Annotated in this window: 17 protein-coding genes; 12 read left to right on the plus strand and 5 right to left on the minus strand. The window is 57.8% G+C overall.

The annotated features are described in order from the left end of the window. The first annotated feature begins 156 nt into the window (after window positions 1-156). The 5 genes from queA to secF all read left to right on the plus strand — a co-directional run bounded on the left by queA (window position 157) and on the right by secF (window position 5,792). A complete protein-coding gene (gene queA, locus DXX3274_RS05915; protein ID WP_042861919.1) occupies window positions 157-1,224 on the plus strand; it encodes a tRNA preQ1(34) S-adenosylmethionine ribosyltransferase-isomerase QueA in 1,068 nt (355 codons plus the stop codon). Window positions 1,225-1,320: 96 nt separating this feature from the next. Further along, complete coding sequence (tgt, locus tag DXX3274_RS05920) at window positions 1,321-2,484, plus strand: tRNA guanosine(34) transglycosylase Tgt (protein ID WP_042859047.1); 1,164 nt, start codon at window positions 1,321-1,323, stop codon at window positions 2,482-2,484. Between the two features lie 114 nt (window positions 2,485-2,598). Continuing rightward, complete coding sequence (yajC, locus tag DXX3274_RS05925) at window positions 2,599-2,934, plus strand: preprotein translocase subunit YajC (protein ID WP_042859048.1); 336 nt, start codon at window positions 2,599-2,601, stop codon at window positions 2,932-2,934. A 28-nt stretch (window positions 2,935-2,962) separates the two neighbouring features. Continuing rightward, window positions 2,963-4,810, plus strand: a complete 1,848-nt coding sequence (secD, locus tag DXX3274_RS05930) for a protein translocase subunit SecD (protein ID WP_071603917.1) — start codon at window positions 2,963-2,965, stop codon at window positions 4,808-4,810. Window positions 4,811-4,820: 10 nt separating this feature from the next. Next, window positions 4,821-5,792 carry a protein translocase subunit SecF gene (gene secF / locus DXX3274_RS05935; RefSeq protein ID WP_042859050.1) on the plus strand — a complete coding sequence of 324 codons (972 nt, stop codon included), beginning with the start codon at window positions 4,821-4,823 and terminating at the stop codon, window positions 5,790-5,792. 88 nt (window positions 5,793-5,880) lie between these two features. On the opposite strand, the gene DXX3274_RS05940 is transcribed toward secF, so the two are convergent. Beyond that, complete coding sequence (locus DXX3274_RS05940; protein ID WP_042859051.1) at window positions 5,881-6,441, minus strand: DUF3251 domain-containing protein; 561 nt, start codon at window positions 6,439-6,441, stop codon at window positions 5,881-5,883. A 178-nt stretch (window positions 6,442-6,619) separates the two neighbouring features. After that, on the minus strand, window positions 6,620-9,331 hold the full coding sequence (gene mgtA / locus DXX3274_RS05945) for a magnesium-translocating P-type ATPase (RefSeq protein WP_042859052.1): 2,712 nt from the start codon (window positions 9,329-9,331) through the stop codon (window positions 6,620-6,622). A 468-nt stretch (window positions 9,332-9,799) separates the two neighbouring features. Between mgtA and nrdR the strand changes: the two genes are divergently transcribed. From nrdR to pgpA, 6 genes are all read left to right on the plus strand, one after another. Next, the gene (nrdR, locus tag DXX3274_RS05950; RefSeq protein ID WP_012883737.1) at window positions 9,800-10,249 is read left to right on the plus strand and encodes a transcriptional regulator NrdR; all 450 of its coding nucleotides are present in this window, start codon (window positions 9,800-9,802) and stop codon (window positions 10,247-10,249) included. 64 nt (window positions 10,250-10,313) lie between these two features. Continuing rightward, window positions 10,314-11,426, plus strand: coding sequence for a bifunctional diaminohydroxyphosphoribosylaminopyrimidine deaminase/5-amino-6-(5-phosphoribosylamino)uracil reductase RibD (gene ribD, locus DXX3274_RS05955; protein ID WP_042859053.1), 1,113 nt, complete (start codon window positions 10,314-10,316; stop codon window positions 11,424-11,426). 120 nt (window positions 11,427-11,546) lie between these two features. Continuing rightward, entirely contained in the window at window positions 11,547-12,020 is a 474-nt protein-coding gene (ribE, locus tag DXX3274_RS05960) for a 6,7-dimethyl-8-ribityllumazine synthase (RefSeq protein ID WP_042859054.1), read from the plus strand. Between the two features lie 22 nt (window positions 12,021-12,042). Beyond that, entirely contained in the window at window positions 12,043-12,462 is a 420-nt protein-coding gene (nusB, locus tag DXX3274_RS05965; protein ID WP_016941768.1) for a transcription antitermination factor NusB, read from the plus strand. Between the two features lie 60 nt (window positions 12,463-12,522). After that, window positions 12,523-13,497 carry a thiamine-phosphate kinase gene (thiL, locus tag DXX3274_RS05970; RefSeq protein WP_042859055.1) on the plus strand — a complete coding sequence of 325 codons (975 nt, stop codon included), beginning with the start codon at window positions 12,523-12,525 and terminating at the stop codon, window positions 13,495-13,497. Next, a complete protein-coding gene (gene pgpA / locus DXX3274_RS05975; protein ID WP_042859056.1) occupies window positions 13,478-13,990 on the plus strand; it encodes a phosphatidylglycerophosphatase A in 513 nt (170 codons plus the stop codon). Before thiL ends, pgpA begins: the two co-directional genes overlap by 20 nt. A 105-nt stretch (window positions 13,991-14,095) precedes the next feature. On the opposite strand, the gene dxs is transcribed toward pgpA, so the two are convergent. Genes dxs through xseB form a run of 3 tightly spaced genes read right to left on the minus strand, consistent with a single transcriptional unit; the run spans window position 14,096 to window position 17,147 of the window. Then, window positions 14,096-15,958, minus strand: coding sequence for a 1-deoxy-D-xylulose-5-phosphate synthase (dxs, locus tag DXX3274_RS05980; protein ID WP_042859057.1), 1,863 nt, complete (start codon window positions 15,956-15,958; stop codon window positions 14,096-14,098). A 32-nt stretch (window positions 15,959-15,990) separates the two neighbouring features. Beyond that, the gene (ispA, locus tag DXX3274_RS05985; protein WP_042859058.1) at window positions 15,991-16,902 is read right to left on the minus strand and encodes a (2E,6E)-farnesyl diphosphate synthase; all 912 of its coding nucleotides are present in this window, start codon (window positions 16,900-16,902) and stop codon (window positions 15,991-15,993) included. Continuing rightward, window positions 16,899-17,147 (minus strand): exodeoxyribonuclease VII small subunit, encoded by a 249-nt coding sequence (gene xseB / locus DXX3274_RS05990; RefSeq protein ID WP_013316834.1) that lies wholly within the window; start codon window positions 17,145-17,147, stop codon window positions 16,899-16,901. The genes ispA and xseB overlap by 4 nt, the downstream gene beginning before the upstream one ends. A gap of 266 nt (window positions 17,148-17,413) precedes the next feature. Here xseB and thiI point away from each other — a divergent pair, with 266 nt between their 5' ends. Continuing rightward, on the plus strand, window positions 17,414-18,862 hold the full coding sequence (thiI, locus tag DXX3274_RS05995) for a tRNA uracil 4-sulfurtransferase ThiI (protein WP_042859059.1): 1,449 nt from the start codon (window positions 17,414-17,416) through the stop codon (window positions 18,860-18,862). The last annotated feature ends 6 nt before the right edge of the window (window positions 18,863-18,868 follow it).

The following is an 18,868-nucleotide window of genomic DNA, read 5'->3' on the forward strand; positions in this document are numbered from 1 at the left end:
TCGGAGCGGTCCCTGAAAGGCGAAGAGGCGTAATCAATGCGGCAAGTATAGAGGAAGGCGGCGCTCTGTCCCGCTTATTTCTTGCAGCCGGTCCCGACGGGCTCTAGACTAGGCCGCTTCTTTTGTTCCACTGTGCCGAAAATTAAGTGAATGGTCATGCGTGTTGCCGATTTTTCGTTTGAATTGCCTGAGTCTCTGATTGCCCGTTATCCGCAGGCAAAACGCAGCGGTTGCCGTCTGTTGTCGCTGGATGGCCCCACAGGCGCGCTCGCGCACGGCGTCTTTACCGATCTGCTCGATAAATTACAGCCGGGCGATCTGCTGGTGTTCAACAATACCCGGGTGATTCCGGCGCGCCTATTCGGACGTAAGGCCAGCGGCGGCAAGCTGGAAGTGCTGGTGGAAAGAATGCTGGATGACCAGCGTGTGCTGGCGCATGTGCGCGCATCCAAGGCGCCGAAACCCGGTACCGAACTGCTGCTCGGCGAAGACGAAAGCGTGAAAGCCACCATGCTGGAACGCCATGACGCGCTGTTCGAAATCCGCTTTGACGATACGCGCGATGTGTTGACCATTCTCAATGACATCGGGCATATGCCGCTGCCACCCTATATTGACCGTCCGGATGAAGCGGCGGACCGCGAACTGTACCAGACGGTGTACAGCCAGCGCCCCGGTGCGGTGGCGGCGCCGACCGCCGGTTTGCATTTCGATGAGCCGCTGCTGGCTGCACTGAAAGAAAAAGGCGTGGAAATGGCCTTCGTTACCCTGCATGTCGGTGCCGGTACATTCCAGCCGGTGCGGGTGGAGTCCATCGAAGATCACATCATGCACGCCGAGTATGCCGAGGTGCCGCAGGCGGTGGTGGATGCGGTGCTGGCCTGCAAGGCGCGCGGCAACCGCGTTATTGCGGTCGGCACTACCTCGGTACGTTCGCTGGAAAGCGCGGCTCAGGCCAGTGCCGGAGAGGTTATCGCGCCGTTTTTCGGCGATACCCGTATCTTTATCTATCCCGGTTATCACTACCGGGTGGTGGATGCGCTGGTGACCAATTTTCACCTGCCGGAATCGACGCTGATTATGCTGGTTTCCGCATTCGCAGGTTACCGCCACACCATGACCGCCTACCGGCAGGCGGTGGCTGAACAATACCGCTTTTTCAGTTACGGAGATGCCATGTTCATCACCCGTAATCCGTCGGCGGAACAGGAGCAGGTGGGGTAGTCCGCCGTCGATTCATTTTCATGTTTCATACCGCAGGCCAGGTTCTGTGGGTATATCAATAATGTCATCAGACTGTTTTCTGATGCTGGAGGTTAAGTGAAGTACGAACTGTTGCAAACGGACGGCCGCGCGCGTCGCGGTCGCCTGGTTTTTGATCGTGGTCTGGTGGAAACGCCGGCGTTCATGCCGGTCGGCACCTACGGTACCGTCAAGGGGATGACGCCGGAAGAAGTTAAAGACACCGGCGCTCAGATCATTCTGGGTAACACATTCCACCTGTGGCTGCGCCCGGGGCAGGAAATCATGAAACGGCACGGCGATCTGCATGATTTTATGCAGTGGCATGGCCCGATCCTGACCGATTCCGGTGGTTTTCAGGTCTTTAGCCTGGGTGATATCCGCAAGATCACCGAGGAAGGCGTGCACTTCCGCAACCCGATCAACGGCGACGCTATTTTCCTTAGCCCGGAAAAATCCATGGAAATTCAGTACGATCTCGGTTCCGATATCGTGATGATTTTCGATGAGTGCACCCCTTACCCGGCAGACTGGGACTACGCCAAGCGATCGATGGAAATGTCGCTGCGTTGGGCGAAGCGCAGTCGTCAGCGTTTTGATGAATTAAGCAACAAAAACGCGTTGTTCGGCATCGTTCAGGGTAGTGTTTACGAAGATTTACGTGATGTGTCGGTAAAAGGGCTGGTGGACATCGGCTTTGATGGTTACGCTGTGGGCGGCCTTGCGGTCGGCGAGCCGAAGGCCGATATGCACCGCATTCTGGAGCATGTCTGCCCGCAATTGCCGACGGATAAACCCCGCTATTTGATGGGGGTGGGTAAACCGGAAGATTTGGTGGAAGGGGTACGCCGCGGCATCGACATGTTTGATTGCGTGATGCCGACCCGCAACGCCCGTAACGGCCACCTGTTCGTCACGGACGGCGTGGTCAAAATTCGTAACGCCAAGCACAAAGATGACACCGGACCGCTGGATGAACACTGTGATTGCTACACGTGTCGCAATTATAGCCGCGCCTACTTGCACCATCTGGACCGTTGTAACGAAATACTTGGCGCGCGCCTCAATACCATCCACAACCTGCGCTATTATCAGCGCCTGATGGCGGGTTTACGTCAGGCTATCGAGGACGGTAGATTAGAGAGCTTTGTGACCGAGTTTTACCAGCGCATCGGTAAACCGGTTCCGCCGTTGGCCGACAACGCGGCGGGAAATGATCATGAAGGTCATGCGCCGCAATAAGCACGTTTGCGTGGCATGAACGTTTTACCGATAACTTTTCGTATTGGTAATTTTTCGTTTTGATAACTTTTCGTGTTGATAACTGTTGTTTTGATAACTAAAGAGGACATTTAAATGAGTTTTTTCATTTCCGACGCAGTGGCAGCAACCGCAGGTGCTCCGGCTCAGGGAAGCCCGTACTCTCTGGTGATTATGCTGGCCGTGTTCGGTCTGATTTTTTACTTCATGATCCTGCGCCCTCAGCAAAAACGTGCCAAGGAACACAAAAAGTTGATGGATTCGATCAGCAAAGGCGACGAAGTGCTGACCAACGGCGGCCTGGTGGGTCGTGTGACCAAAGTGGCTGATAATGGATTTATCACCATCGCCCTGAACGAGACCAACGAAGTCGTGATCAAGCGTGACTACGTGACGTCCGTACTGCCGAAGGGTACCATGAAGGCCCTGTAATTTTTCGACTTTCCCGAAGGGAACTACCGTGTTAAACCGCTATCCTCTGTGGAAGTACCTGATGCTGATCGTGACGATCGTCGTTGGTCTGCTCTACGCACTTCCTAACCTGTATGGTGAGGATCCGGCAATTCAGGTCACTGGCGCGCGAGGAACCGCCGCCAGTGAATCTACGCTGGTCCAGATCCAGAATGTTTTGAAAGAACAAAATGTCGCCAGCAAGTCTATTGCGCTGGAAAACGGCGCTATTCTCGCGCGTTTCTCCACGCCGGACGTACAGCTCCGCGCTCGTGAAGTTTTGCTGACCGCGCTGGGCGAGAAGTATGTGGTTGCGCTCAACCTGGCGCCCGCTACCCCTACCTGGCTGAGAATGCTGGGGGCGGAACCGATGAAACTGGGTCTTGACCTGCGTGGCGGCGTGCACTTCCTGATGGAAGTGGATATGGACACCGCGTTAGGCAAGCTGCAGGAGCAGACGATGGATTCCCTGCGCAGCGATCTGCGCGAGAAAGGCATCCAGTATGCTTCTGTTCGCAAGTCAGACAATTATGGCGTGGACATTCTGTTCCGTGACGGCCAACTGCGTGACGACGCGGTCAATTACCTGACCTCTCGCCATCGCGATCTGGTGATCAATGCCAGCGGCAGCGATACGCTGCGTGCGGTCATGAGCGATGCCCGTCTGCGTGAAGCCCGCGAATATGCGGTGCAGCAGAACATCAACATCCTGCGCAATCGCGTCAACCAGCTCGGCGTAGCCGAACCGCTGGTGCAGCGTCAGGGCGCCGACCGCATCGTGGTGGAACTGCCGGGGATTCAGGATACCGCGCGCGCCAAAGAAATTTTGGGTGCGACCGCCACGCTGGAGTTCCGTCTGGTCAACAGCAATGTCGATCCAGCCGCGCTGACCAGCGGCCGCGTGCCGGGCGACACCGAAGTGATGAATATGCGTGATGGCGGACCGGTGGCGCTGTACAAGCGCGTGATTCTGACCGGCGACCACATTACCGACTCTACCTCCGGCAACGATGAATACAACCGTCCGCAGGTAAATATCTCGCTGGACAGCGCCGGCGGCAACATGATGTCCAACTTCACCAAGGACAACATCGGCAAACCGATGGCGACCCTGTTCGTGGAGTATAAGGACAGCGGTAAGAAAGATGCCAACGGCCGCGCGATTCTGGAAAAACAGGAAGAGGTGATTAACGTCGCCACTATTCAGTCTCGTCTGGGCAACAGCTTCCGTATTACCGGCATCAACAACCCGAACGAAGCTCGTCAGCTGTCGCTGCTGCTGCGCGCCGGCGCGCTGATTGCGCCGATCCAGATTGTGGAAGAACGCACCATCGGCCCAACCCTCGGTATGCAGAATATTACCCAGGGGCTGGAAGCCTGTCTGGCTGGCCTGGCCGTGTCTATCCTGTTCATGATCTTCTTCTACAAGAAGTTCGGCATGATTGCGACGTCCGCTCTGCTGTCGAACCTGGTGCTGGTGGTCGGCATTATGTCGCTGTTGCCGGGTGCCACGCTGACCATGCCGGGTATCGCGGGTATCGTGTTAACCCTTGCCGTCGCGGTGGACGCCAACGTACTGATTAATGAGCGTATCAAAGAAGAGCTGAGCAACGGGCGTTCCGTTCAGCAGGCGATCGACGAAGGTTACAGAGGCGCATTCAGCTCCATCTTCGATGCGAACGTCACGACGCTGATTAAGGTCATTATCCTGTATGCGATCGGTACCGGCTCGATTAAAGGATTTGCGATTACGACCGGTATCGGCGTGGCGACGTCCATGTTTACTGCGATCGTTGGTACCCGTGCCATCGTAAACCTGTTGTACGGCGGCAAACGCATCAAAAAGCTGTCTATCTGAGGAGTGCGTTGTGGCACAGGAATATACTGTTGAACAATTGAACTACGGCCGTAAAGTTTATGACTTTATGCGCTGGGACTACTGGGCCTTCGGCTTCTCCGGTTTGCTGCTGCTGCTGTCTATCGTCGTGATGGGCGTGCGCGGCTTCAACTGGGGGCTGGATTTCACCGGCGGCACGGTTATCGAAATTTCGCTGGAAAAATCCGTGGATCTGGAGCAGATGCGCGGGGCGCTGGAGAAGGCCGGCTTTGCCGATCCGCTGGTGCAGAACTTCGGCAGCAGCCGCGACATTATGGTGCGCATGCCGCCTGCTCACGGTGAAACCGGCGGTCAGGTGCTGGGCAGCAAGGTTGTCAGCGTGATCAACGAAGCAACCAGCCAGAATGCGGCGGTTAAACGCATCGAGTTCGTCGGGCCGAGCGTGGGCGCGGATCTGGCCCAGACCGGCGCTATGGCGTTGCTGGCGGCGTTAATCTGTATTTTGGTTTACGTCGGCTTTCGTTTCGAATGGCGTCTGGCTGCGGGGGTGGTTATCGCGCTGGCGCATGACGTTATCATCACCATGGGCGTGCTGTCGCTGTTCTATGTTGAAATCGACCTGACCATTGTGGCGTCGCTGATGTCGGTCATCGGCTACTCGCTGAACGACAGCATCGTGGTTTCTGACCGTATTCGTGAAAACTTCCGCAAGATCCGCCGCGGTACGCCTTACGAGATTTTCAACGTGTCGTTGACCCAAACGCTGCACCGGACCTTGATCACGTCGGGGACGACGCTGGTGGTGATCCTGATGCTGTATCTGTTCGGCGGCGCGATGCTACAGGGGTTCTCGCTGACGATGCTGATTGGTATCACCATCGGTACGGCGTCCTCTATTTATGTGGCATCGGCTCTGGCGCTCAAGCTGGGTATGAAGCGCGAGCATATGCTGGTGCAGAAAGTGGAAAAAGAAGGCGCGGACCAGCCGTCGTTGCTGCCGTAACCGCTTTTTCACCGTCCGAGATTACAAACGCAAACCCCGCCATCCGGCGGGGTTTTTTTATAGTTGGCGCTGGGGCGATGCAGGTCTGTCACTGACTCGGTTCGCTGCGACGCAGCGTAGGGGCCGCCGCCACATCATGCACACGCACGAAGCCGAGCTGCTCCGGCGTCAGGCCGGAAAGCTGCACCTCTACCGTGATTTCCGAGACCGGCGTCAGCGTTGGTGGGATAGTCAGTAACTGCGTTTGCGTGTCGCCGGTTAACGGTTTACCGCTGACCGGATCAAGCGCTCCCCAGTCAAGTTGCGCGCGGAAGGCCGGCAACGTCAGCGTGTTCATGGTGCGGATCGTCAGCAAGGCGCGCGTGCCGTTGGCTTCCGGTTCAACCTTGCTGAGTTCCAGGCTTAACTTGCCGATGCTGCTGTCGAGCAATGCCCGATTGTAGGCGGCAGGCAGCAAATACACTCCGGAGGTAGAGTTGGCGTTTAGCGTATTCTGCTGTTCCAGCGCAACGGCGCGGTTGGTGAGGTCGCGCAGTTTCTGGTTAATCTGACCAAGTTCGTTCTGTACGCGGGTGGTTTGCGGTTGCGCACACCCGGCGAGCAGCACCATGACGGATAACATCGGGATAACGCGGCGGTGAAAAATCATATCCTGTTTCTCCCTAAGCCCGTAGCGGGTCATTTCATTATTCAATTTAGTGTCAGTGTAGACGTGATTTGTTGTCCCTTATAGTGAATGACGTTTTGGGAAAAAAGGTAAGCAGAACAGGCTGAATCAAGAGAGGAAATCAGGGCGCAGCGGTAATCAGCCGCTGCGCCGGTTGTTGTTATTGCCAGCCGTAGCGGCGGGCAAAGAAGCCTTTCATCGCCTGAGTGAGCAGCAGGTAACCGCTCAGGATCGCCAACAGCCACGGGAAGTAGCCTAATGGCAGCGCCTGCAACTGCAGGAAGCCGGCCAGCGGCGAGAACACCAGCCCGATACCGGTCGCCATGATTAACAACGTCATCACCATCACCGGCCAGGACGGACGGCTCTGGATGAACGGGATGCGGCGGGTGCGGATCATGTGCACAATCAGCGTTTGCGACAACAATCCTTCAATAAACCAGCCGGACTGGAACAGCGTCTGAGAGTCCAGCGTGTTGGCGTGGAAGAACCACCACATCAGCGAGAACGTCAGAACGTCGAAAATAGAGCTGATCGGGCCGAAGAACACCATAAACCGCCCGAGATCGCCGGCATTCCAGCGCTGCGGTTTTTTGACCTGATCGTCGTCCACATTGTCGAACGGGATGGCGATCTGCGAAATATCGTACATCAGGTTCTGGATCAACAGATGCAGCGGCAGCATCGGCAGGAACGGCAGGAAAGCGCTGGCGATCAGTACGCTGAAGACGTTGCCGAAGTTGGAGCTGGCGGTCATCTTGATGTATTTCAGCATGTTGACGAAGGTGCGTCGACCTTCGATGACGCCTTCTTCCAGCACCATCAGGCTTTTTTCCAGCAGGATGATATCCGCCGCCTCGCGGGCGATATCCACCGCCGAATCTACCGAAATACCGATATCGGCAGCCCGCAGAGCCGGCGCGTCGTTGATGCCGTCGCCCATGAAACCGACCACATGGCCTTCCGAACGCAGCAGGCGCACAATCCGTTCTTTGTGCAGCGGCGTCAGGCGGGCAAACAGCGTGGTATCGCGGGCAGTGCGCGCCAGTTGTTCATCGCTCAAGGCGTCGACGTCGCGGCCGGTCAGGACGCCGGTCAGTTCAATATCCACTTCACGGCACACCTTGGCGGCGACCAGTTCGCTGTCGCCGGTGAGGATTTTCACCGTCACGCCGTTGTCTTTCAGCGCCTTCAACGCAGGCGCGGTACTCTCTTTCGGCGGATCGAGAAAAGCGATATAGCCTTCCAGAATCAGGTCGGATTCATCCACCCGGCCGTAATCCTGGCGATCGGCGGACATTACTTTGCTGGCGACTGCCACTACACGCAGTCCCTGTCGGTTAAGGTCATCCGTCAAATGACGAATGCGCGACAACAGGGGAGCATCCAGCGGCAACAACTGCTCGCCGTGACGTACCCGAGCGCAGGCGCCAAGGGTTTCTTCCAGCGCGCCTTTGCAGATCAGCCAGTGCTGGTCATCGTTTTCCGCCACCACCACCGACATGCGGCGGCGCTCAAAATCAAACGGGATTTCGTCCACTTTGCGCCAGCGGGATAAGGCGACCTGTTGTTCCTGCGGCGGGATTCCCTCCAGCACCGCCTGATCCAGCAAATTGCGCAACCCGGTCTGGTAGGCGCTATTCAGCCAGGCGTGGCGCAGCACCCGCTGGCTGGCGTTGCCAAACGCATCGGTATGGCATTCCAGCACGATTTTATCCTGCGTCAGCGTGCCGGTCTTGTCGGTGCACAGGATATCCATAGCGCCGAAGTTCTGGATGGCATCCAGCCGTTTGACGATGACTTTTTGACGCGATAGTTTCACCGCGCCTTTAGCCAGCGTAGAAGTGACGATCATCGGCAGCATTTCCGGCGTCAGACCGACGGCGACCGACAGGGCGAACAGCGCGGCTTCCCACCAGTCGCCTTTGGTGTAGCCATTGATAAGCAACACAATCGGCGTCATCACCAGCATGAAACGGATCAACAGCCAACTGACGCGGCTGATGCCTTGCTGGAAGGCATTTGCTTCGCCGGGCTGCTGCACCACGCGGCCGGCCAACTGGCCGAACCAGGTATTGCCGCCGGTGGCAATCACCATCGCCAGCGCGGTGCCGCTAACCACGTTGGTGCCCATAAAACAGAGCGTGTCACATTCCAGCGCCGTCGCTTGCTCGCTCTGGCGGCTGTTCGCCACTTTTTCCACCGGCAGCGATTCGCCGGTCAGCGATGCCTGACTGATGAACAGGTCACGGGCCTGCAGGATACGCAGGTCGGCCGGGATCATGTCGCCCGCCGCCAGTTTGACGATATCGCCCGGCACCAACTGATCCAACGGAATGTCCTGATAGTCGCTGTAACCGGTCTGGGCATCGCTGCGCAGCACGGTCACCTTGTTGCTGACCATCGCTTTCAGCGCATCGGCGGCTTTGCCGGAACGCGCTTCCTGAATGAAATTAAGCAGGGTGGAAATCAGCACCATCAGCGCGATGACCAGCGCGGCGGTCAGGTCTTCCGTGGCGTAAGAAATCAAGCCCAGCAGTGTCAGCAGCAGGTTGAACGGGTTGCGATAGCAACGCCATAAGTGTCGCCACCAGGGTGCCGCTTGCTCGCCGGGAATCCGGTTATCGCCGTGGCGTGCCCGCGCCTGCTCGGCTTCAGCCGGCAGCAACCCTTCCGGATGGCTACCGAATTCCTGATATAGGGTGGTTTCGTCAAGACGGGCCAGCCGCAGACAGCGCGACGCCATAGCGTCGCTCATGGCCTGACTGATGCTCGCTTTTCCGTCCGGCATGGGATCGCGCTGGAACAGACGACGCGGTAAATGGTGATCGAGCTGTGAGAGCCATTGCCGTGTGAGCCGAATTAAACGCATACAAATATCTCCCTGCCGCAGCCAGAGAAGGACGGCGGCCTGATAACACGCAGAGGCAACCCGTCCGCGTGTGGCTTATAACGCAATCAGCAGGGACGATCGGGGCGTCGCTGCCTTGCCTGTAGTAACCGGCAAGGCAGCGTAAAAGCTGACTTACCGGTGAATGACGCTTTGTCCTGGGTGAGGATTAGGGTCAGGTCCCATTGAGGGGGTCTCCGGTAGTGAAACAATGCGAAACCGGGCGGTTTCCGTTTGATAGTCCGGGCATGCTAAACGGCAGTGGCAATCCACGTGTCGTTTGCAAACAGCATGACCAGAATGCGGCGCTACTTTAGCGTAAATCACTTCAATCGAACCTAAACCGCGGTGAGGTCGGCGGGAAAAAAACGCGTCATGTCGGGATTTGGGTTATAGGCGAAATTCGGGGTAAACTAGGACAAGGTTATAAGGCTATGGTCTGGAAACGTTATGCATTGTCCTTTTTGTGCCGCAGTGGATACCAAAGTGATTGATTCTCGCCTGGTGGGGGAGGGTTCTCAGGTTCGTCGTCGCCGGCAGTGTCTGGTGTGCAACGAGCGCTTTACCACCTTTGAAGTGGCGGAACTGGTGATGCCGCGCGTCATCAAGAGTAATGATGTGCGCGAGCCGTTCAATGAGGACAAACTGCGCAGCGGTATGCTGAAGGCGTTGGAGAAACGTCCGGTCAGCTCTGACGACGTGGAAATGGCCATCACTCACATCAAATCTCAACTGCGCGCGACCGGCGAGCGGGAAGTGACCGCCAAAATGGTGGGCAATCTGGTGATGGATGCGCTGAGAAAGCTCGACAAGGTGGCCTACATCCGCTTTGCATCGGTGTACCGCAGTTTCGAGGATATCCGCGAATTCGGCGAAGAGATCGCCCGTCTGCAGGATTAACGGCGCGTCGGTTTTTACGCAGCGTGCTCTCCCTATATGGCTCTGAATCCAGGATACGCACAGGATGGCTACACACTCTGATGAATTTTACATGGCCCGCGCGCTGGAGCTTGCTCGCCGCGGGCGCTTCACGACGGCGCCGAACCCGAACGTTGGGTGCGTGATCGTCAGAGATGACGAGATCGTGGGGGAAGGATATCACCAGAAAGCGGGTGAGCCGCATGCGGAAGTGCATGCGTTGCGCATGGCAGGCGACCAAGCGCGCGGCGCCACCGCGTATGTGACGCTTGAGCCGTGCAGTCATCACGGCCGCACGCCTCCGTGCGCCGATGCGCTGATCGCAGCCGGTGTGGCGCGGGTAGTGGCGGCGATGCAGGACCCGAATCCGCAGGTGGCTGGTCGCGGTCTGCACCGTCTGCAACAGGCCGGCATCGAGGTGCGGCACAGTGTGATGATGGAGCAGGCGGAAAAAATTAACCGGGGTTTTCTGAAACGGATGCGCACCGGTTTCCCTTACGTGCAGCTTAAACTCGGCGCCTCGCTGGATGGCCGTACGGCGATGGCGTCCGGCGAAAGCCAGTGGATCACCTCGCCGCAGTCCCGCCAGGATGTGCAGCGTTTCCGGGCGCAGAGTTCGGCGATCCTCAGCAGCAGCGCCACCGTGCTGGCGGATGACCCGTCGCTGACCGTGCGCTGGTCGGAACTGGATGCGGATACCCAGCGGTTTTACCCTGAAAACGCCGTGCGCCAGCCGGTGCGCGTCATTGTCGACAGCCAGTCGCGCGTGACTCCGCAGCATCGTCTGGTTAGCCAGCCGGGACAAACCTGGCTGGCGCGTCCGCGTCAGGATGGTCAGTCATGGCCGGACGGCGTGGAGCAACTGGATATGCCGCTGCACGGCGGCGGCATTGATTTGGTCGCCCTGATGATGTCGCTGGGCAAACGTCAGATCAATACGGTGTGGGTGGAAGCGGGCCCTCGTCTGGCCGGCGCGTTGTTGCAGGCCGGCGTGGTGGATGAGCTGATCGTCTATCTCGCGCCCAGATTGCTGGGGGAAGCGGCCCGGCCGCTGTGCGTGCTGCCGGGGCTGGAGCAGCTGTCGCAGGCGCCCGCGTTTGCCATGACGGACCTCTGTCAGGTGGGGCCGGATATCCGCCTGACGCTGAAACCTCAATAACACATCCCTGCGCGTGTCATGCGATGGATATCCGCCACTGGGTCAAAAGCGGATACGCGCCCGGAAGAATATGATAGAATCCGCCCCCCTGCGGGGTCGTAAAACAGTCAAAGGAAAGCTATGAACATTATTGAAGGTGTTGTTGCCGCTCCGAATGCCCGCGTGGCGATTGCTATTGCCCGTTTCAATCACTTCATCAATGACAGCCTGCTGGAAGGCGCGCTGGACGCTCTCAAGCGTATCGGCCAGGTGAAAGAAGAAAACGTCACCGTCGTGTGGGTGCCGGGCGCCTATGAATTGCCGCTGACCGTGCGCACGCTGGCCAACAGCCAGAAATATGACGCCGTAGTGGCGCTGGGTACGGTGATCCGCGGCGGTACCGCGCATTTTGAATTTGTTGCCGGCGAATGCAGCTCCGGTCTGTCTCACGTCGCGATGAACAGCGACATTCCGGTCGCCTTCGGTGTGCTGACTACGGAAAGTATCGAGCAGGCCATTGAGCGCGCCGGCACCAAAGCGGGGAACAAAGGGGCGGAAGCCGCTCTGACCGCGCTTGAAATGATCAATGTATTACACTCAATCAAGTCAGCCTGATTTATTTTGTAAGGGGTATTCCGTGAAACCTGCTGCTCGTCGCCGCGCTCGTGAATGTGCGGTTCAAGCGCTTTATTCCTGGCAGTTGTCCAAAAACGATATTGCCGATGTTGAACTCCAGTTCCTGAGCGAGCAGGATGTCAAAGGCGTGGACATCGCCTATTTCCGCGAGTTGCTGGCGGGCGTTGCCACCCAGGCGGAAAAGCTGGATGCCCAGATGGCGCCGTATCTTTCCCGCCAGTTGGACGAACTCGGGCAGGTGGAGAGAGCCATTCTGCGTCTGGCGGTGTATGAGCTCAGCAAACGCGAGGATGTGCCTTACAAGGTTGCCATCAACGAAGCGATTGAGCTGGCCAAAGTGTTTGGCGCCGAAGACAGCCACAAGTTTGTGAACGGTGTGCTGGACAAAGCCGGGCCTCACCTGCGGCCGGGTAAAAAATAAGTCAGTCAGGGCCGGTTTTCCGGCCTTGGTTTTTTTAGGTTACCACGATCTGGAAAGATTATGGCTCAAGGTGAGTTTGATGTGATTGCCCGCTATTTCAACCGGGGGGGCTATTCACGACGGGATGTTGAACTGGGGATCGGCGATGACTGCGCCCTGCTGAACATTCCGGACAAACAGTTGCTGGCGGTCAGCACGGATACGCTGGTATCCGGTATTCATTTTCTGCCCGACATCGATCCGGCCGATCTGGCGTACAAATCCCTGGCGGTTAATCTGAGCGATCTGGCTGCAATGGGAGCCGACCCGGCCTTTGTCTCGCTGGCGCTGACCTTGCCTGGTATCGATGCCGACTGGCTGGCCGCCTACAGCGACAGCCTGTTTGAACTGCTTGCTTACTACGATATGCAACTGATTGGCGGCGACACTACGCGCGGGCCGCTCAGCATGACGCTAACCATCCAGGGGCTGGTGCCGGCGGGCCGGGCGCTGAAACGCAGCGGAGCGCGCATCGGCGACTGGATTTACGTTACCGGAACGCTGGGCGACAGCGCCGCCGGCTTGGCTATTTTGCAGGATCGGCTACAGGTGCCCGACGCCGACGATCGTCAATGGCTGCTGCAGCGCCATTTGCGCCCCCAGCCTCGTATTCTACATGGGCAGGCGCTGCGCGATCTGGCCAGTGCGGCTATCGATCTGTCTGACGGGTTGGCGTCTGATTTGGGGCATATTCTTAAGGCCAGCGATTGCGGCGCGCGTATCAATCTGGATGCGTTGCCGTATTCCAGCGCGTTGCTGCAACATGATGACCCGGAGCAAGTGATGCGATGGGCGTTGAGCGGCGGTGAAGATTATGAACTGTGCTTTACCGTGCCGGAGCTGAACCGGGGGGCGCTGGAGGTGGCGATCGGCCATCTGGGCGCTCGCTATACCTGTATCGGCCAGATCGGGCCGGCGTCTGAAGGGCTGAGCTTCTTCCGTTCAGGGCAACCGGTGACCGTTAATCTGAAAGGGTATGACCATTTTGGCGCATGAAAACAAAGGATCGCTGGTCGCCAAAAGCCGCTTACGGATGAGTAATCCGTGGCATTTGCTGGCGACCGGATTCGGCAGCGGCCTGTCGCCGTGGATGCCCGGCACCGCAGGCTCGCTGGCGGCTATCCCGGTGTGGTATCTGTTGATGCTGTTGCCGTTGCAGCTCTATTCGCTGTTGGTGATGCTCAGTATTTGCATCGGCGTTTATCTGTGTCATCGCACCGCGAAAGACATGGGCGTGCATGACCACGGCAGCATCGTCTGGGACGAATTTGTCGGGATGTGGATCACCCTGATGGCGGTGCCGTCGACCCACTGGGGATGGGTGGCCGCCGGGTTTGTGATTTTCCGGGTTCTGGACATTTTCAAGCCCTGGCCGATTCGCTGGTTTGATCGCAATGTACACGGCGGCATGGGCATCATGGTCGACGATATTGTCGCAGGGGTGATTTCAGCCGCGGTTTTGTATGTGGCTGGGCACTATGTGATATAGCCGTTGTACGCACGAGCGCTGCTCTTCTCGTTACTGTAAAAAATCTGTTGCTGTAAAAAAACCGGGTTAGCCCCGGTTTTTTTATGTCCGCCTGATTGGCATCAGTCAAGCCAGCCAGTCGCGGATGCGGCGCTCGATGCCTGCCGCGTCCAGCGCCAGGTCGGCGCGGATTTCCGCCTGAGTGCCTTGCGGAATGAAGATATCGGGCAGGCCGAGGTTGAGCACCGGCACCGGCAGGCGTTGCGCCATCAGATATTCGTTCACGCCGCTGCCGGCGCCGCCCATAACGGCATTCTCTTCCAGGGTGACCAGCACGTCATGGCTGGCGGCTAGCGAGGCGATTAGCGCTTCGTCCAACGGTTTGACGAATCGCATATCCACCAGCGTGGCGTTAAGCGCTTCAGCCGCCTGTTGCGCTTCCGGCAGCAGGGTACCGAAATTCAGAATGGCGACCTTCTCCCCCTGACGCTTCATCACGCCTTTGCCGAGCGGCAGGGTTTCCAGCGGCGTCAGCGCTACGCCCAGCACATTGCCGCGCGGGTAGCGCACCGCACACGGCCCCTGTTGGTAGTGGTAGCCGGTATGCAGCATCAGCCGGCACTCGTTTTCGTCGCTGGGCGTCATGATCACCATCTGGGGGATGCAGCGCAGGAACGAAAGATCAAACGCGCCCTGATGGGTCTGACCGTCGGCGCCGACGATGCCGCCGCGATCGATGGCGAACAGCACCGGCAGGTTCTGGATGGCGACGTCATGAATAACCTGGTCATAGGCGCGTTGCAGGAAGGTGGAATAAATCGCCACCACCGGGCGATAACCGCCGATCGCCAGCCCGGCGGCAAAGGTCACCGCATGTTGCTCGGCGATGGCGACGTCGAAGTACTGTTGCGGATATTCACGCGAAAACGACACCATGCCGGAGCCTTCGCGCATGGCCGGGGTAATCGCCATCAGGCGGTTATCCGCCGCGGCGGTTTCCTTCAGCCACTGGCCGAAAACGGCGGAGTAGGTAGGCAGCGCTTCTTTGTTCTTCGGCAACGTGCCGCTGGCCGGATCGAATTTCGGCACCGCATGCCAGCTGATCGGGTCCTGTTCGGCCGGCGCATAGCCTTTGCCTTTCTTGGTCATGATATGCAGCAGTTGTGGGCCTTTCAGACTGCGCATGTTTTTCAGCGTCTGGACCAGCGACTGCACGTCATGCCCATCCACCGGGCCGATATAGTTGAATCCCAGCTCTTCGAACAGCGTACCGGGCACCACCATGCCTTTCAGGTGCTCTTCGGTACGTTTGACCAATTCCTTGATGGGCGGCAGGCCGGACAACACTTTCTTGCCGCCTTCGCGCAGGGTGGAATAGAGCTTGCCGGACAGCAATTGCGCCAGATGATTGTTCAGCGCGCCGACGTTTTCGGAAATCGACATTTCATTGTCGTTCAGCACGACCAGCATGTCCGGTTTGATATCACCCGCGTGGTTCATGGCTTCAAACGCCATGCCGGCGGTGATGGCGCCATCGCCGATCACGCAGACGGTTCGGCGACCCTGTCCTTCACGTTCGGCGGCCACGGCCATACCGATACCGGCGCTGATGGACGTCGAGGAGTGGCCGACGCTTAGCACGTCGTACTCGCTCTCACCACGCCAGGGAAACGGGTGCAGGCCGCCCTTCTGACGGATGGTGGCGATGCGGTCGCGTCGTTCGGTCAGGATTTTGTGAGGGTAAGCCTGGTGGCCCACATCCCATACCAGATGGTCGAACGGGGTGTTATAGACGTAATGCAATGCCACGGTCAGCTCGACCGTACCCAGACCCGAGGCAAAATGCCCGCTTGAGCGGCTGACGCTGTCCAGCAGATACTGTCGCAGCTCGTCGCACAATTTGGGCAGGCTTTCCCTTGGCAGCAGGCGCAGTTCCTCGGGGTTTTCCACCAGCGCCAGCGTGGGGTATTTCGCTATATCAAAGGTCATCGGATACTCATCAAGCGGTATTGATATTAAAATTATTTATCACGTTCAACGACATAGTTCGCCAGCGCCCGCAATGGTGCAATAGCGACGGGTCTGTCCAGCGTTTCTTCCAGTTCATTCAGCGCCGAGAGGGATTCCTGACACAGTTCCCGGGCTTTGATTTTGGCCTGCTCCAGTCCCAACAACGCCGGGTAGGTGCTTTTACCGAGCTGCTGGTCAGCGCCCTGGCGTTTGCCGGTGGTGGCGCTGTCGCCAATCACATCAAGAATATCGTCCTGCACCTGAAAGGCCAGTCCGACAGCGTTGGCGTAGCGGTCGAGGCAAGGCAGGGCGAGGCGTCCGCGCTCGCCGGCGGCCAGCGCGCCTAATCGTACCGAAGCCCGAATCAGCGCGCCGGTTTTATGGCGGTGGATGCGTTCCAGCGCCAGCAGGTCAACCTGATGGCCTTCCGCTTCCAAATCCAGCGCCTGACCGCCGCACATGCCGGCCACGCCGCTGGCGTTGGCCAGTTCGGAAATCATCGCCAGCCGATCGCGGTCGCTGACTTCCGGCATCGGCGCATCCGCCAGAATGGAGAACGCCAGCGTCTGTAAGGCGTCGCCCGCCAGAATCGCCTTGTCCTCGCCGAATCTGACATGACAGGTAGGCTGACCGCGCCGCAGATCGTCATCATCCATAGCCGGTAAATCATCGTGAATCAGGGAATAGGCATGAATACATTCAACGGCGGCGGCAGGCGCGTCGAGGTTATCCTGCGAGATACCGAACAACTGGCCGGTGGTGTAGACCAGAAAAGGACGCAGACGCTTTCCCCCCAACAATGCGCCGTGCGCCATAGCTTCCACCAGTGGACTACTCTGAAAAGGCAGGGTGGCAATAAACTGGTTGAGTGTGGCGTTGATGCGTTGATGGTGAGCAGTGAGCTGCTTGAGAAAATCTGTCATAACGACTCATTATCCGGCGTAAAAGGTGTCAGGGCTGCATCGGGATCGTCATTCAGCAGAATCTGAACGCGCTGTTCGGCCTGCTGCAATTTCAATTGCCCCTGACGGGCAAGCTGGACACCCTGCTCAAAGGCGTTCAGCGCCTCTTCCAGCGGCAGTTCGCCCGATTCCAGACGCGACACGATCTGCTCCAGTTCGGCGAGCGAGCTTTCAAAGCTGACGGGTTGTTCAGTTTTTTTCGGCATATTCGTTTCCGGATCTTGTTTATACGCGCCTGTCGGCGCCGACGCCACCGGATTGTCACGGCAAGCGCCTCAATGGTACGCAATTATGCGCTTAATCCGCGCAGCTTACCGCAATATGGTGGTATACTCCGCGCCCTGGATGCTATTGGTAACGCCACCCGGACAAGGATGGTTTTACCGATAACGTAATTTTAGCGCTCAGGGTACCTGCGTTTTATCCACGTACCTGTGTTTTACGCCTTCAGAACCAACTAACGATAGCCGCCATGAAGTTTATCATTAAATTGTTCCCGGAAATCACCATCAAGAGCCAATCTGTGCGATTGCGCTTTATAAAAATTCTTACCGGTAACATCCGTAACGTTTTAAAACAGTATGATGAAACGCTGGCGGTTGTCCGTCACTGGGATCATATCGACGTTCGCGCCAAAGACGAAAATCAACGTATAGCGATACGTGATGCGTTGACGCGTATCCCGGGCATTCACCACATTCTTGAAGTGGAAGAGTGCGCTTACACCGATGTCCACCATATTTTTGAACAAACGCTGACCACCTACCGCGAGCAACTGGAGGGTAAAACCTTCTGCGTGCGGGTGAAGCGCCGCGGCAAGCACGATTTCAGCTCTCAGGATGTAGAGCGCTACGTCGGCGGCGGACTGAATCAGCATATCGAGAGCGCGCGCGTTAATCTGACCGCTCCGCAGGTCACGGTGCACCTGGAAATCGAGCAGGATCGCCTGTTGCTGATTAAAGGGCGCTACGAAGGGATCGGCGGTTTTCCGATCGGTACGCAGGAAGACGTACTGTCGCTGATCTCCGGCGGATTTGACTCCGGTGTTTCCAGCTACATGCTGATGCGCCGCGGGTGCCGGGTCCATTACTGCTTCTTCAATCTGGGCGGCGCCGCGCATGAAATCGGCGTGCGTCAGGTCGCGCATTACCTGTGGAACCGTTTCGGCAGTTCACACCGGGTGCGTTTTGTCGCCATCGATTTCGAACCGGTGGTCGGTGAAATCCTGGAGAAGGTGGACGATGGTCAGATGGGCGTGGTGCTCAAGCGCATGATGGTGCGGGCGGCGTCGCGCGTTGCCGAACGCTATGGCGTGCAGGCGCTGGTGACCGGCGAAGCGCTGGGTCAGGTATCCAGCCAGACGCTGACCAACCTGCGGCTGATTGATAACGCCTCGGATACGCTGATCCTGCGTCCGCTGATTTCTCACGATAAAGAGCACATCATCCGCATGGCGCGCGAGCTTGGCACCGAGGATTTCGCCAAAACCATGCCCGAATACTGCGGCGTAATCTCCAAAAGCCCGACGGTGAAGGCGGTGAAGGCCAAAATCGAGCATGAAGAAAGTCTGTTTGATTTCTCGATTCTTGAACGGGTGGTCGCGGAAGCACGTAACATCGATATCCGTGATATTGCCGAACAGACCCGGCAGGATGTGACCGAAGTGGAAACGGTTGGCGCCTTTGCCGCGAGCGATATTCTGCTGGATATTCGTTCGCCGGACGAGCAGGATGAGCGCCCGCTGGCGCTGGCGCAGGTAGAGGTAAAATCGCTGCCGTTCTACAAATTGGGGACGCAGTTCGGCGATTTGGATCAGACCAAAACCTACCTGCTGTATTGCGAGCGTGGAGTGATGAGCCGTTTGCAGGCGCTGTACCTGCGCGAACAAGGGTTCAACAACGTCAAAGTGTATCGTCCCTGACAGGCC

Source organism: Dickeya sp. NCPPB 3274, from assembly GCF_000406205.1.
GTDB lineage: Bacteria > Pseudomonadota > Gammaproteobacteria > Enterobacterales > Enterobacteriaceae > Dickeya > Dickeya fangzhongdai.

Excerpts from the sequence above, each read along its gene's own strand:
- queA (WP_042861919.1), top strand. The coding sequence starts at position 157 with ATGCGTGTTGCCGATTTTTCGTTTGAATTGCCTGAGTCTCTGATTGCC.
- yajC (WP_042859048.1), top strand. The coding sequence starts at position 2,599 with ATGAGTTTTTTCATTTCCGACGCAGTGGCAGCAACCGCAGGTGCTCCG.
- DXX3274_RS05940 (WP_042859051.1), bottom strand. The coding sequence starts at position 6,441 with ATGATTTTTCACCGCCGCGTTATCCCGATGTTATCCGTCATGGTGCTG.
- mgtA (WP_042859052.1), bottom strand. The coding sequence starts at position 9,331 with ATGCGTTTAATTCGGCTCACACGGCAATGGCTCTCACAGCTCGATCAC.
- nrdR (WP_012883737.1), top strand. The coding sequence starts at position 9,800 with ATGCATTGTCCTTTTTGTGCCGCAGTGGATACCAAAGTGATTGATTCT.
- ribD (WP_042859053.1), top strand. The coding sequence starts at position 10,314 with ATGGCTACACACTCTGATGAATTTTACATGGCCCGCGCGCTGGAGCTT.
- ribE (WP_042859054.1), top strand. The coding sequence starts at position 11,547 with ATGAACATTATTGAAGGTGTTGTTGCCGCTCCGAATGCCCGCGTGGCG.
- thiL (WP_042859055.1), top strand. The coding sequence starts at position 12,523 with ATGGCTCAAGGTGAGTTTGATGTGATTGCCCGCTATTTCAACCGGGGG.
- pgpA (WP_042859056.1), top strand. The coding sequence starts at position 13,478 with ATGACCATTTTGGCGCATGAAAACAAAGGATCGCTGGTCGCCAAAAGC.
- dxs (WP_042859057.1), bottom strand. The coding sequence starts at position 15,958 with ATGACCTTTGATATAGCGAAATACCCCACGCTGGCGCTGGTGGAAAAC.
- ispA (WP_042859058.1), bottom strand. The coding sequence starts at position 16,902 with ATGACAGATTTTCTCAAGCAGCTCACTGCTCACCATCAACGCATCAAC.
- xseB (WP_013316834.1), bottom strand. The coding sequence starts at position 17,147 with ATGCCGAAAAAAACTGAACAACCCGTCAGCTTTGAAAGCTCGCTCGCC.
- thiI (WP_042859059.1), top strand. The coding sequence starts at position 17,414 with ATGAAGTTTATCATTAAATTGTTCCCGGAAATCACCATCAAGAGCCAA.